This is a genomic window from Cognatishimia sp. WU-CL00825 (assembly GCF_040364665.1).
In the GTDB taxonomy this organism is placed as follows: Bacteria; Pseudomonadota; Alphaproteobacteria; order Rhodobacterales; family Rhodobacteraceae; genus Cognatishimia.
On sequence record NZ_BAABWX010000007.1, the window covers coordinates 77,069 to 90,636 of the forward strand.

Here is a 13,568-nt window from a genome sequence, read left to right on the forward strand (position 1 = left end):
CAGATGAAAAAACTACTTATGGCAGCAGCGATGCTGACCGCTACACCGGCCTTTGCCGCTGATAAAATGACGCTTTTGCTGGATTGGTTTGTAAACCCCGACCATGGCCCCATCATTGTCGCGCAAGAAAAAGGCTTCTTTGCTGACCAAGGCCTTGAGGTCGAAATCATTGCGCCCGCAGACCCGTCTGACCCGCCAAAGCTGGTTGCCGCTGGTCAAGCGGAACTTGCGGTGTCTTATCAGCCGCAATTGCACCTGCAAGTTGCCGAAGGCCTGCCCCTGCTGCGCGTGGGCACATTGGTTGCAACCCCATTGAACTGCTTGTTGGTGCTAAAAGACGGCCCCATCAAGAACATCGCTGATCTTAAGGGCGGCAAAGTTGGCTATTCTGTTGCGGGCGTCGAAGAAGCGTTGCTGGGCACCATCCTGAACGAACATGGCCTTGGTATGGATGACGTCGAGCTGGTCAATGTGAACTGGTCGCTTTCCCCATCCTTGATGTCTGGTCAAGTTGCCGCCGTGCTTGGCGCATACCGCAATTTCGAATTGAACCAGATGGAAATCGAAGGCGTCGAAGGCAAGTGCTTTTACATCGAAGAAGAGGGCGTGCCGACCTATGACGAGTTGATCTATGTGGCCAACAAAGACAAAATGGACGTAGACAAAACCCGTCGCTTTCTGCGCGCAACAGAGCTGGCGACCCAGTTCATCGTAAATCACCCACAAGAAAGCTGGGAGATTTTTTCGGGCACATCAACCGAGCTGCAAGACGAGCTGAACGAAAAAGCATGGGCAGATACTTTGCCACGCTTTGCCCTGCGTCCAGAAGCTTTGGACGAAGGCCGTTATGTGCGGTTTGAAAAATTCCTTGCAGATGCCAAGCTGGTCGAAGGCATACGCCCTGTGTCTGAACTTGCCGTTGATCTGGGCGCACAATAAGCGCCATGAGTTACGGACAAACATTTCCGCTTTGGCGGGCAGCGGCGGGCCAAAACTGGCCCGCTTATGTTGATCATGAATTTGTCAAAGGGCTGCAGGATGGCTCGTTGCCGCGTGCTGCCTTTTTGCATTATTTGACGCAAGATTACGTCTTTTTGATCCATTTCTCACGCGCTTGGGCTTTGGCGATCACCAAAGCTGAAACCGTCGCTGAAATGCGGCTGTGTGCTGGCACAGTGAACGCGCTCATCAATGATGAAATTGCGTTGCATGTCAAAACCTGTGCAGCGGCGGGCATCTCAGAGGCCGCGCTGTTTGCGGCCGAAGAACGCCCTGAAAATCTTGCCTATACGCGCTATGTTCTGGATGCGGGACATTCCGGTGATTTGCTGGATCTATTGGCAGCCCTGGCACCCTGCGTGATGGGCTACGGTGAAATTGGTGCGCGGTTGTTGTCCTCTACAAATGATAACCCCTATGGGGATTGGATCACCACTTATGGCGGTTCAGAGTATCAAGATGTTTGCACCGAAGTCGGCGCGTTGATTGATGCGGCCGTTGCCCGACGTTTGGGATCAGACCCAACCTCGAGCCCGCGCTGGCAATATCTGTGCAAACGCTTTGACACCGCGACCCGCCTAGAGGTTAGCTTTTGGGATATGGGGCTGAAACCATGACCAAAGCCCCGGCGCTCTTTATGACGGGCAAGGCAAGCATCGGCGGTGTGCCGGTGTTTGCTGAACTGTCACTTAAGGTGGCGGCGGGGCAGTGGACTTGTTTGCTTGGGTCCAGTGGCGTTGGCAAATCAACCGTGCTCAAGCTCTTTGCTGGGCTAGGGGATCACGTTGAATTTGTTGGCGAATATGGTGCCCGTGATGGCCATATGCAGGGCCGTGTTGCGCTGATGGCGCAAAGCGATCTGCTGCTGCCTTGGCTTTCAGTACGCGACAATGTTGCGCTGGGGGCTAAGCTGCGTGGCGAGGCGCGCAATCACGACCGGGTCATGCAAGTATTATCGCGCGTCGGGCTGCAAGACAAAGCCAGTCGCAAACCGTCTGAATTGTCAGGCGGACAGCGTCAGCGCGTCGCGCTTGCGCGCACCCTGATGGAAGACCGCGCCATCGTGTTGCTGGATGAACCCTTTTCAGCCCTAGATGCCAAAAACCGCTCGCTAATGCAGGAATTGACCGCCGAAGTCCTGCACGGACGCACAGTATTACTTGTGACCCACGACCCGGCAGAAGCCGCGCGTTTGGGCCATGTCATCAATGTGATGACAGAAACCGGAATTGAAGACGTGGTGCCGCCCAAAGGGGCTGTGCCACGTGCCATTGATGACGCCGCAGTCTTGCAAGTTCAGACAAGCCTGTTGGCCAGATTAAGAAAGGACACCTGATGCACGCAACAGATTATTTAAAAGCTCTTGCAGGTGAAGATTGGGCGATCGCCACAAAACATCCCTTTACCGATGCCTTGGCTGACGGGACTTTGTCGCCGGAAAAGATGGCTGGGTATTTACAGCAAGACTACCTGTTTATTGACCAATTTGTGCGCCTTTTGGCCACAGCGGTGGCACACGCACCGACACTGACAGATGCGCTGCCAGCAGCGCAGTTTCTGGGATTGATATCTGGCCCAGAAAATACCTATTTCATGCGCAGCTTTGAAGCATTGGGCGTGCCGTCAGGCGCAGCGCCCGCGCCGGAAACCCGCGACTTTCAGATGTTGATGGAAGAGGCCCGGCTGTCAGGGCGCTATGAAATCATGTTGTCGGTGCTTTGCGTGGCAGAATGGGTCTATCTGGATTGGGCCACGCCTTTTGCCGACAAGGCTGATGACCTGCCGTTTTGGTTTGGCGAATGGATCAAACTGCACAGTGGTCCGGGCTTTGAAGGCGTGGTTGGTTATCTGCGCAACCAGCTTGATCTGGCGTGGCTGGATCTGGACGACGATCAACGCAACATGGTGGCGGATATGTTCAAAGAAGCCACACGCCGCGAGCGCGCGTTTTTTGATGCGGCTTGGTCCGGGTTTAACGTGGCATCATGAAAAGCTGGCAGGCAGGTATAGCTTCGGCCCTTTTGGGCCTGACACTCTGGCAAGCCATCGTCTGGTTTGGCGATTTGCCAAAGTTCATCCTGCCTGGCCCCGCGCTTGTTGCCGAGACCCTGTGGAAAAGCCGCCTTTTGATCGCAGAAAACGCGATCGTCACCATCTCTGAAGTGCTTTTGGGTCTGTGTCTGGGGGCCGTGCTTGGCGGCCTGTCGGCCATCGGTCTGGCGGCCTCGCCGATCGCGCGGGCTTTGGTGCGACCCATGCTGGTGTTTAGCCAAGCCGTTCCTGTGTTTGCACTTGCCCCGATACTGACGCTGTGGTTGGGCTATGGGCTGTGGTCCAAAGTGGTTATGGCGCTGATCATCATCTATTTCCCGGTCACTTCCTCGTTCTTTGACGCTTTGATGCGCACCAACCAAGACTGGCTAGGCCTCGCGCGCGTCATGGGGGCCTCTGGACGGCGTGTCATGTGGCACATCCGCATCCCCGCCGCCCTGCCGGGTTTTGCCTCGGGGTTGCGCCTGGCGGCAGTTTATGCGCCCATCGGGGCGATCATCGGCGAATGGGTGGGGGCGAGCAAAGGCCTTGGGTATCTTATGCTGCTGGCCAATGGCCGCGCCAAGATCGACCTGATGTTTGCCAGCCTGATCGTTCTGGCGGTTCTGACCATGGGCCTGCATGCCGCCACAGATTATTTCTGCCGTAGATTTCTGGACCGCACGCAAAGCTGACACTGGTCACCAAGACAATTGATTTGGCGCAATGCTGGCGTGTTATTTTCGGGCTACACTCTCCTCTAAAGGAGCATGCCCATGGCCGCTAAAACCAAAACTGAATTGCTCGAAATCACCGACAAAGAACTTAAAAAACTAATCAATCTGATCGCGCCTATTTCTGATGAGATGGCGCTTGTCAAGGACCAGGACGACACCTCTATCAAAGATGTCGTGGCCCATCGCGCCCATTGGATAGAGCTGTATTTGGGGTGGTATGCTGACGGGCAAGCCGGCAAACCTGTGTATTTTCCAGCTCAAGGTTACAAATGGAATGATTTGAAACGCTACAACTCAAATCTGCGCAAACAGCAAGCTGATCTGGGGTGGGGGGCCGCCCGCACCTTGTTAGGTGACCGACACAAAGCTTTACGGGACTTTTTGAATTCCCGTTCTGAAACAGAGCTTTATGGCGGCCCAATGCGGGGCGCAAACAATAATTGGACAGCGGGCCGTTGGGCCGAGGCCGCAGGCCCTAGCCACTATCGATCTGCTGCCAAATACATTCGTGCTGTGCTTAGAAACAAAAAAGCCCCAGCGCCTAACACGCTGGGGCCTTGAGATTGATATCAATTAAGCTTAGCCAATTGCCGCAGATTTTACGTCTGCGTCAATGAACGGCAGGTACTGTTCAAAGTTATTAGAGAACATCTCTACCAACTTGGCCGCCTGTGCGTCATAGCCTGCTTTGTCGTCCCACGTACGGCGTGGGTCCAACAGAACCTCTGCAACACCGGGCACGGCAACGGGCACTTCAAAGCCAAAGTTTTTATCCTTGCGGAATTCGGCATTCGCCAAAGACCCTTCGAGGGCAGCTGTCAGCAAACCACGAGTTGCCTTGATTGGCATACGCGACCCCGTGCCATAGGCACCGCCGGTCCAACCCGTGTTCACCAACCAGCAAGTGGCACCGTGCTTGGCGATCTTTTCGCGCAGCAAGTTGCCATAAACCTCTGGACGACGCGGCATGAATGGCGCGCCAAAACAGGTTGAAAACGTTGGTTCTGGTTCGGTTACGCCACGCTCTGTACCGGCCACTTTCGAGGTGAAGCCAGACAAGAAGTGATACATCGCCTGCGCCGGAGTCAAACGCGCAATAGGGGGCAACACACCAAAGGCATCACATGTCAGCATGATGATGTTTTTGGGGTGACCGCCAATCGCAGTTTGCGAGGCGTTTGAAATGTAATGCAGCGGGTATGCACAGCGCATATTGGCCGTCAGGCTGTCGTCTTCGAAATCAAGCTCTTTGGTTTCTTCGTCATAAACCATGTTCTCGATGACTGTGCCGAACTTGGACGTTGTGGCATAGATCTCTGGCTCTGCTTCTTCGTTCAGGTTGATGGTTTTTGCATAGCAGCCGCCTTCAAAGTTAAACGTGCCCTGATCTGACCAACCATGTTCGTCATCGCCGATCAGAATACGATCTGGATCAGCAGACAAAGTTGTCTTACCGGTGCCGGAAAGGCCAAAGAATACAGCCGTATCAATCGCATTGCCTTTGGCGTGGTTGGCCGAACAATGCATTGGCATGATGCCTTTTTCAGGCAGCAGATAATTCAGCAAGGTGAAAACAGATTTCTTGTTTTCACCCGCGTATTCTGTGCCGCCAATCAAGATCATCTTGCGATCAAAGTTCAGCGCAATCACCGTTTCGGTGTTGCAGCCGTGCTTTTTGGGGTCCGCTTGGAAGCTTGGGCAATTGATTACAGTGAAATCCGCAATGAAATCATCCAGGTCTTCGCGGTCTGGGCGACGCAGCATGGTGCGGATGAACAAACCATGCCATGCCAATTCAGTGACCATACGCACGTTGATCGAATGACGCGGATCAGCACCGCCCACCAAATCCTGCACGTGGTATTCGCGACCCTTCATGTGCTCCAGCATGTCCTGATATAGGGCATCAAAGCCTTCAGGACTCATTGGGGCATTGTTTTCCCACCAAATAGTGTCTTGGACGCTGTCGGTTTTGACAACAAACTTATCCTTTGGGGAACGGCCTGTATATTTGCCAGTCGTGGTCAAAAACGCGCCGCCATTGCCAAGCGTGCCTTCGCCATTCTTCAGAGCAGTTTGAATCAGCTCTGGTTCCATAAAGTTGTAATAGACATTTCCCAGTCCTTCGATTCCTTGATCCTCGAGGCGGAACTGCGGGTTTACCCGTCCAAATGCCATAGTAAAACTCCTGTAGCCGCGCTGGCCGCGGCGGTCTTGTATTCGATCATGGGGATTTCACCCTGATCGACCAGCCAAAGAGCATGGCTGATAGAGGCGCTCATAACATGGGGTTTTGGAACTTGAATAGAGTGATAGCGCTGCGTTAGCGCAATCAGTGAAATGTTATCGCAAACGAATTGAAACAATCTTGCTTAAAGGTCCAAGATTAGCGTCAGGTTAAGGAAATTTCAAAAAAATGAAGTCGCTCTTGCAGTGATTCGCTGTTTGGGATTGATTGCTGCAAAGAAAAAAGCGCATAATACCGGTAAAAAATAGAAATAAAGAGCAGTATAAGGAATTATCCTATGTCCAAGATTGCACTGGTGGACGACGACAGGAATATCCTGACGTCCGTTGCCATGACACTTGAGGCGGAAGGTTTCGAAGTCGAAACCTATAACGATGGCCAGCAGGCACTGGACGCGTTTAACCGCAAACTTCCCGATATGGCCGTGTTGGATATCAAGATGCCCCGCATGGATGGAATGGATCTGCTGCAGCGTCTGCGTCAGAAAACCTCGATGCCGGTTATCTTCCTCACCTCCAAAGACGATGAGATCGACGAAGTGCTTGGTCTGCGTATGGGGGCGGACGACTACGTTAAGAAACCCTTCAGCCAACGGCTGTTGGTGGAGCGTATTCGCACATTGCTGCGCCGCCAAGAAGCACAGAACGGCACAATTGTTGCGGGCGAGTCCGAAGACACCAAAGTGATGGAACGCGGCGAATTGTCGATGGACCCGCTGCGCCACGCAGTGACCTGGAAGGGCAATGATGTCACGCTGACCGTGACTGAGTTTTTGCTGTTGCAAGCGCTTGCACAACGCCCTGGTTTCGTGAAGTCACGCGATCAGTTGATGGATGTTGCCTATGACGATCAGGTCTATGTTGACGATCGGACAATCGACAGCCACATCAAACGCTTGCGCAAGAAAATGCGCACAGCCGACAATGAATTCTCTGCAATTGAGACCCTTTATGGCATCGGCTATAGGTACAACGAAGAGTAATGGCACTGGCCGAAGGGATAAGCACAGGCAGCATGGCAAAAGGGCGTGAAGGCGATGTCGTCTTAGGCGACGACTGGGTCGCCCCTGAATCCACCGTTGAACGTGAAATGCGCGGACGCCGAGAGCGTCGGCGCCTGACGCCATTGAGCCGATCGCCGTTGACGCGCAAGATCATCACATTCAACTTGATTGCCTTGTTTATTCTGGTGGCGGGCATTCTGTATCTGAATTCTGCCCGTGACAATTATGTCGGCCAGCACACCGCCACTTTGCAAAGCGAAGCAGCATTGATTTCAGCTGCTTTGCAAGTTCAAATGCCTACCGGAGCGCCGGTGAATTTGGTGACGGGCGACGGAGTTGATGTTGCTGGTACGCTGGATCAGCTTCCGCTTCGGGCTGGAAATCAGGTCTTTGTTTTGGACACAACCGGTGTTCTGGTGGCCGAGGCCGAAAGCACAAAGGCTGCCATCAGCGATCAAAATGTGCGTTCGACGCCGCTGACCAATGCGTTGAATGGGATCTGGGGGGCTGTTGTTGGCGACGATGACGTAAATCAGGTGACGGTTTCGGCCAGTGATCAGATCACTGGGCTGGCGCAATCAGCGCTTGCCGGGGACAGGCAGACTATCTCTTTTGCGGATGCAAGCGGCGAGACGGTTTTTGCAGTAGCTTCTGTATTGGCACAGTCTGGCCGCGACGTCGGGGTGGTGGTTTTGACCAACACCACAGGCGAGGTTGACCAATTGGTGCGCGCCCAGCGAGAGCGGGTGTTGCAGATGTTCCTGATGGCTGTCGTGATTTCAATTGGCCTGTCCATTGTTTTGGCCTCGACCATATCCAATCCGCTGAGCGATTTGGCAGCAGCGGCCGAGATTGGCCGTGATCGCGACGCGCGACAAGTCAACCCGGGTCGCGTGCGTATCCCTGATCTCACCGCACGCCCAGATGAAATTGGCCGCCTAAGCGGCGCGCTGCGTGGCATGGTCTCAGCCCTGTATGACCGGATCGATGGCAACGAACAATTTGCCGCCGACGTGGCGCATGAAATTAAGAACCCTCTGGCCAGCCTGCGGTCGGCGGTTGGCTCGCTGCGTATGGTCAAGCGCGAGGATCACCGTCAAAAATTGCTGGACGTGATCGAACATGATGTGCGCCGCCTTGATCGGTTGGTCAGCGACATTTCTAACGCCTCTCGCCTGGACGCCGAGCTGGTCAAAGAGGAAGAAGAACGGTTTAATCTATTGGGCATGATCGGAAATTTGGCACAGTATCTGGGCGAAGATGCCCAGACCAAAGGCATCGATTTCATCTCTGATATTCCGGCGAAACCCATCGAGATCACCGGGCTAGAAGCGCGACTGGCGCAGGTGTTTGTGAATTTGATCACCAATGCCATCAGTTTTTGCGAGGACGGAGACGCCATCCGCGTCTGGGTGCGCAAACGTCAAAACAGGGTCTTGGTTGTTGTCGAAGACACAGGGCCAGGTATTCCGGATCAGGCTTTGGGCAAAATCTTCAACCGATTTTATTCTGAACGCCCGCAAGAGCAATTCGGCAATAACTCTGGCTTGGGTCTGGCCATTTCCAAACAGATCGTCGAAGCGCATGGCGGTGTGATCTGGGCTGAAAACATTCGCCCAACAGAGGCTGATATCACCTCAGACCCATTGGGTGCGCGTTTCGTGGTTGGCCTGCCAGTCTAACATGTCGCGCAAAGAAACATCGAAAACTGGGCCGTTGTCACTGGACAGCGGCCTTGTTGCTTCTGGGCTTTTGCATGGTACGTCATTGGCCTGTCACGGTGCTGGTCTGCTGATCCTCGGGCGCTCTGGTACGGGTAAATCCAGCCTTGCCCTAGAGCTGATGAGCCGCGGGGCTTTGCTTGTTTCTGACGATCAAACGCAGATCGATCTTGTTGACGGCGCGTTGATGGCCTCGGCCCCCGCCACCATAAGGGGGCTGATCGAAGCGCGCGGCGTCGGCCTTTTGAATGCGGAATATGCTGGCCCCACTCCGCTAAAGTTTGTGGTCAGTTTGGACCATATCGAAGCACAGCGATTGCCGTACTTCCACACAATTTCGCTATTGGGCGTAACATTGCCTTTGCTTTTAAAGGTTCCGTACCCACATTTTGCAGCAGCAATCCTGCAATACGCCAACCATGGGAGACGGGACTGAATTGGGCAATACCTTGCAAGACACAGCGCGGCCACGACTGGTTCTGGTCACCGGGCCATCCGGGGCTGGTCGATCTACTGCTATAAAAACACTCGAAGATATTGGTTTTGAAGCCATCGACAATTTGCCTCTGGGGTTGGTGGAGCGGCTGTTCTCTGGCCCGCCTCTGCAACGGTCCCTGGCGCTGGGTCTAGATGCCCGCAACAGGGATTTTTCCCCCAGAGCGCTGCTCGAGCTTTTGCAAGACCTTGAGTCGCATGACCCGGAACTTCTGTACCTTGATTGCAGCCGCGAGATTTTACAGCGTCGCTACAGCGAGACCCGGCGCAGGCACCCCATGTCCCCAAACGAAAGTGCCGCGGTGGGCATTGATCGCGAAAAAGAACTGCTCGTGCCGGTGCGCGATTGTGCCGATGCGCTGATTGATACGTCCGAACTGACAATTCACGCCCTGCGTCAAGAGCTAGAGCGTCGCTTTGCTCCGCAAACCGGGCGCTTGCTGGCGGTTAGCTTGGTTAGCTTCAGTTATAAGCGGGGTCTGCCGCAAGGATTGGATATCGTGCACGACTGCCGCTTTCTTCGAAATCCCTATTGGGACCCAAGCTTAAGAGATCTTACTGGAAAAGACCCTGAGGTGGCCGCTTATGTGGCGCAAGATGAGAGATTCGAAAATTTCTTCCTAAAGTTGAGTGAGTTTTTGAGCTTTCTCCTTCCGGCCTATCGTGCCGAAGGCAAGTCCCATCTGACAATTGGACTTGGGTGTACCGGGGGGCAACATAGATCAGTTTTTGTGACTGAAAAGCTCGCAGAGGCCCTTGCACCGGGCGGCTGGCAGGTGTCAATTAGGCATCGCGAAATAGATCGGCGCGAAGGGGAGGTCGCGGTCAGATCAAACAATGCTGGTAGCGGGGTAGCAAAGGCGTGATCGGAATCGTGATCGTAGCACATGGCGGGTTGGCGCGAGAATATCTTGCGGCCGTTGAGCATGTCGTTGGCACACAAAAAGGCATTCAGGCGATAACGATCGAATCCGACCATGATCGCGCCCACAAACAAGACGAGATCTGCCTAGCGGCCAACGCGGTGGACTCTGGCTCTGGTGTGGTTGTGGTCACCGATATGTTTGGCGGATCACCCAGCAATTTATCCCTGCGCGCCTGCACCCCTGAAAATCGTCGCATCATCTATGGTGCGAACCTCCCTATGTTGATAAAGCTTGCCAAAAGCCGACATATGGCCGTGCCAGATGCCGTTCGCGGGGCTTTGGAAGCAGGTCGAAAATACATCGATAGCCAAAACATCAATACGGACTAATTATTCATGGTCGACACCAAAACGCTGACGATTAAAATTGTAAATGAAAAAGGCCTGCACGCGCGGGCCAGTGCAAAACTCGTCGAGGTGGTCGAAGGGTTTGACGCCACGGCAGAAGTGTCCAAGGATGGCTTGAGTGCCAGCGGCGACAGTATTATGGGACTGTTGATGCTGGCAGCGTCGCGCGGGACTCATATTGATGTCGAGACATCAGGCCCCGATGCAGGCGCGCTGGCAAATGCCATAGAGGCGTTGGTCGCGGATAAGTTCGGGGAAGGCTTCTAAACAGCCTCTGGGCTGTTGGTTGCTAAAGTAAAGCCGAACAGGAAGCAAACGTGTTGGACAAGTCGTCAGATATCAAGCCGCAAGACGAGACCGAGGGCGAGACCTATGATCGCCGCAGTCTAACCTATGCCAACTCCTTTGATGACACTTGGACTGCGCTGGCGATCAAAACCGTTGAATGGTTCACTGGCAAGTTGACGATTTTGCGCTTGGTGCGCCGGTTTGAACGCATGAACGCCGACTATCGTGGACAGGCGTTCTGGCGTGGTGCGCTTGACGTTATGGGCGTTGATCTGACAACTCCGGCAGAGCAGTTTAATAACATCCCTAAAGACGGCCCCGTTGTGGTGGTCGCCAACCATCCGCATGGGTTGGTTGATGGCATGATCTTGGCTGATCTGATTGGTCGTGTGCGTGAAGACTACCGGATTTTGACCCGCTCGGTCTTAACGGGGCTGGATGAGACCGCCACGTCATTTATGATCCCAGTGCCGTTTCCGCATGACCCCGACGCCCAAAAGAAAATGGTTGAGATGCGGGCCAAAACCATGGCGTATCTGAAAAATAACGGCGTGGTTGCGGTATTTCCGTCGGGGGTGATTTCCTCGTCTGACACCATGTTTGGCCCGGTGATAGAGCGTGAATGGAATGTGTTTACTGCTCAGCTGATCCGCCGCTCTGGGGCCCGTGTTGTGCCGATTTACTTCCCGGGCAAAAATTCACGTTGGTATCAGATTGCCAATCAGATTTCGGCCACTCTGCGCCAGGGGCTTTTGTTGCATGAAATCGTAAAGTCCTGCAACAAGCCTCAGGCTCCGGTGATCGGAAGCCCGTTGACCGAAGAGCAGATGCAGACTTTGCACACCGACCCGCGCGGTTTTATGGCCTGGCTGCGTAATCACACGCTGTCGCTCGGGAAATCTAGTTAAAAACCGACTGAACTTTTAACCGCTAGCGCGTTGGCACTGGCGCTTCACCGCGATAATCATAAAACCCACGTTTGGATTTGCGGCCCAGCCAGCCTGCTTCGACATATTTTGTCAAAAGCGGGCAGGGGCGGTATTTGGTATCGGCAAGGCCCTCGTGCAAGACATGCATAATCGCCAAACAGGTATCAAGCCCGATGAAATCCGCAAGTTCCAGCGGCCCCATCGGATGGTTGGCCCCCAGCTTCATGGCATTGTCGATCGAGGCCACATTCCCAACGCCTTCATACAGAGTATAGCAGGCTTCGTTGATCATCGGGATAAGAATGCGATTGACGATAAACGCCGGGAAATCTTCGGCGCTGGCGGCGGTTTTACCCAGTTTTTCCACAATCCCTAGGCAGGTGGCATAGGTGTCTTGGTCTGTGGCAATCCCGCGGATCAATTCCACCAGCTGCATCAGCGGCACAGGGTTCATAAAGTGAAAGCCCATGAATTTTTCTGGGCGATCAGTGCGGCTGGCCAATCGGGTGATTGAAATAGAAGAGGTGTTTGAGGTCAAGATTGTGTGCGGCTGCAAATGTGGCAGTAGGCCTTCAAAGATCTTGTATTTGACCTGTTCATTTTCAGTTGCGGCCTCGATGACCAAATCGGTTTGGGCAACTTCGGGCTGGTGCAACGTGGTTTTGATCCGACCCAAAGCATCGGCTTGCTGCTCTGCGGTGATCAAACCGCGCGTTTCCTGTCGTGCCATGTTTTTGGTGATGCGCGCGATGGCCGTATCCAAGCCCTCTTGGGCAATATCATTCAGGACCACATCATAGCCGGCCAAAGCCATAACATGTGCAATCCCATTGCCCATCTGGCCTGCACCGATCACGCCAATTGATTTGATGTCCATGAAATCACCCTCTTTGCCTGCACAGCGACATTACGCATGTGGGCTTGGTGGCGGCAAGGGGCGGGACTGTAAAAAAGTCGATGCAAATTGAAGGTTTAGGAATTTCTCAAGCCGAATCGGCCAATTTTCTTCTCGGGTGAGAAAAAATTGGTGGGTGATATGTCTTACGAAGACCAAAGTCGCCGCGCGCTGGACTATGATCCATGTCGCTATGGCAGTTCGCGAATTTACTTTCGGGGGCCAAAAAAACTGCTCCAAGGTAACTTTATCGCCTTTTTGGGCGGTACTGAAACCTATGGCAAATATATCAAATCTCCTTTTGCGCAGATCGTCGAGGCAAATTTGGATATTCCCTGTGTTAATTTTGGTTGCGTCAACGCCGGGGTGGATGCCTTTGTGCATGATCCAGAGGTGCTTGCGGCAGCAGGGCAGGCGCAGGTCACGGTGGTGCAGGTGGTTGGGGCGCAGAATATGTCCAATCGCTATTACAAGGTGCATCCACGGCGTAACGACCGGCTTGTAATGGCGTCGCCATTGATGAAATCGGTGTTTCGCGACATCGATTTCACAGAGTTCAATTTCACCCGCCACATGTTGCAAGAACTTTCGTTGCGGGCGGGGGATCGGTTTTCTTTTGTGCGCGAGGAGTTGCGGGCGGCTTGGTCTGCGCGCATGAAAGTCTTGTTGGGGGAATTGCCGGGCAAGAAGATCTTATTGTGGTGCGCAGAGCGCAGTCCGCCAAAACGACTTCCGAAATTTGATTTGGGCGCAGACCCTATGTTTGTTGATGCCACAATGATAGAGGCGCTGCGTCCCTATGTGGATGCGATAAATGTGGTGCGTATCAGCGCGTTAGCCCGACGTGCGGGCACTCAGGGCATGTGCTTTCGCCCCTTAGAGGAGCCCGCTGCACGGCAGATGTTAGGGCCGATAGCCCATCTGGAAATTGCGGAATCTCTGGTGGAAA

16 protein-coding genes are annotated in these 13,568 nt (G+C 53.9%); 14 read left to right on the plus strand and 2 right to left on the minus strand.

From position 1 onward, the window contains the following. The first annotated feature begins 3 nt into the window (after nt 1-3). The 6 genes from ABXG94_RS16500 to ABXG94_RS16525 all read left to right on the plus strand — a co-directional run bounded on the left by ABXG94_RS16500 (nt 4) and on the right by ABXG94_RS16525 (nt 4,328). Nucleotides 4-939, plus strand: a complete 936-nt coding sequence (locus tag ABXG94_RS16500) for an ABC transporter substrate-binding protein (RefSeq protein ID WP_353536060.1) — start codon at nt 4-6, stop codon at nt 937-939. 5 nt (nt 940-944) lie between these two features. After that, the gene (tenA, locus tag ABXG94_RS16505; protein ID WP_353536062.1) at nt 945-1,616 is read left to right on the plus strand and encodes a thiaminase II; all 672 of its coding nucleotides are present in this window, start codon (nt 945-947) and stop codon (nt 1,614-1,616) included. Next, nucleotides 1,613-2,335, plus strand: a complete 723-nt coding sequence (locus ABXG94_RS16510) for an ABC transporter ATP-binding protein (RefSeq protein ID WP_353536064.1) — start codon at nt 1,613-1,615, stop codon at nt 2,333-2,335. The genes tenA and ABXG94_RS16510 overlap by 4 nt, the downstream gene beginning before the upstream one ends. Continuing rightward, a complete protein-coding gene (locus ABXG94_RS16515; RefSeq protein WP_353536065.1) occupies nt 2,335-2,988 on the plus strand; it encodes a TenA family protein in 654 nt (217 codons plus the stop codon). Before ABXG94_RS16510 ends, ABXG94_RS16515 begins: the two co-directional genes overlap by 1 nt. Next, nucleotides 2,985-3,725 carry an ABC transporter permease gene (locus ABXG94_RS16520; RefSeq protein WP_353536067.1) on the plus strand — a complete coding sequence of 247 codons (741 nt, stop codon included), beginning with the start codon at nt 2,985-2,987 and terminating at the stop codon, nt 3,723-3,725. The genes ABXG94_RS16515 and ABXG94_RS16520 overlap by 4 nt, the downstream gene beginning before the upstream one ends. 81 nt (nt 3,726-3,806) lie before the next feature. Beyond that, nucleotides 3,807-4,328, plus strand: a complete 522-nt coding sequence (locus tag ABXG94_RS16525; protein ID WP_353536068.1) for a ClbS/DfsB family four-helix bundle protein — start codon at nt 3,807-3,809, stop codon at nt 4,326-4,328. Nucleotides 4,329-4,346: 18 nt separating this feature from the next. Here ABXG94_RS16525 and ABXG94_RS16530 read toward each other — a convergent pair whose 3' ends face one another. After that, complete coding sequence (locus ABXG94_RS16530; RefSeq protein WP_353536070.1) at nt 4,347-5,945, minus strand: phosphoenolpyruvate carboxykinase; 1,599 nt, start codon at nt 5,943-5,945, stop codon at nt 4,347-4,349. Nucleotides 5,946-6,292: 347 nt separating this feature from the next. Between ABXG94_RS16530 and ABXG94_RS16535 the strand changes: the two genes are divergently transcribed. Genes ABXG94_RS16535 through ABXG94_RS16565 form a run of 7 tightly spaced genes read left to right on the plus strand, consistent with a single transcriptional unit; the run spans nt 6,293 to nt 11,703 of the window. Beyond that, nucleotides 6,293-6,997, plus strand: coding sequence for a response regulator transcription factor (locus tag ABXG94_RS16535; protein ID WP_353536071.1), 705 nt, complete (start codon nt 6,293-6,295; stop codon nt 6,995-6,997). Continuing rightward, nucleotides 6,997-8,700, plus strand: coding sequence for an ATP-binding protein (locus tag ABXG94_RS16540; protein ID WP_353536072.1), 1,704 nt, complete (start codon nt 6,997-6,999; stop codon nt 8,698-8,700). Before ABXG94_RS16535 ends, ABXG94_RS16540 begins: the two co-directional genes overlap by 1 nt. Before the next feature lies 1 nt (nt 8,701). Further along, nucleotides 8,702-9,175: an HPr kinase/phosphorylase gene (locus ABXG94_RS16545; protein WP_353536074.1), complete on the plus strand. Its 474-nt coding sequence runs from the start codon at nt 8,702-8,704 to the stop codon at nt 9,173-9,175. Then, nucleotides 9,159-10,100 (plus strand): RNase adapter RapZ, encoded by a 942-nt coding sequence (gene rapZ, locus ABXG94_RS16550; protein ID WP_353536076.1) that lies wholly within the window; start codon nt 9,159-9,161, stop codon nt 10,098-10,100. Before ABXG94_RS16545 ends, rapZ begins: the two co-directional genes overlap by 17 nt. Next, a complete protein-coding gene (locus ABXG94_RS16555) occupies nt 10,097-10,489 on the plus strand; it encodes a PTS sugar transporter subunit IIA (protein WP_353536078.1) in 393 nt (130 codons plus the stop codon). The genes rapZ and ABXG94_RS16555 overlap by 4 nt, the downstream gene beginning before the upstream one ends. Before the next feature lie 6 nt (nt 10,490-10,495). Further along, on the plus strand, nt 10,496-10,774 hold the full coding sequence (locus ABXG94_RS16560) for an HPr family phosphocarrier protein (protein WP_353536079.1): 279 nt from the start codon (nt 10,496-10,498) through the stop codon (nt 10,772-10,774). A gap of 50 nt (nt 10,775-10,824) precedes the next feature. After that, entirely contained in the window at nt 10,825-11,703 is an 879-nt protein-coding gene (locus ABXG94_RS16565; RefSeq protein WP_353536081.1) for a lysophospholipid acyltransferase family protein, read from the plus strand. 22 nt (nt 11,704-11,725) lie between these two features. On the opposite strand, the gene ABXG94_RS16570 is transcribed toward ABXG94_RS16565, so the two are convergent. Next, a complete protein-coding gene (locus tag ABXG94_RS16570; RefSeq protein ID WP_353536083.1) occupies nt 11,726-12,601 on the minus strand; it encodes a 3-hydroxybutyryl-CoA dehydrogenase in 876 nt (291 codons plus the stop codon). Nucleotides 12,602-12,760: 159 nt separating this feature from the next. Here ABXG94_RS16570 and ABXG94_RS16575 point away from each other — a divergent pair. Next, the coding region (locus tag ABXG94_RS16575) for a DUF6473 family protein (RefSeq protein ID WP_353536085.1) at nt 12,761-13,568 on the plus strand (808 nt) is incomplete at its 3' end.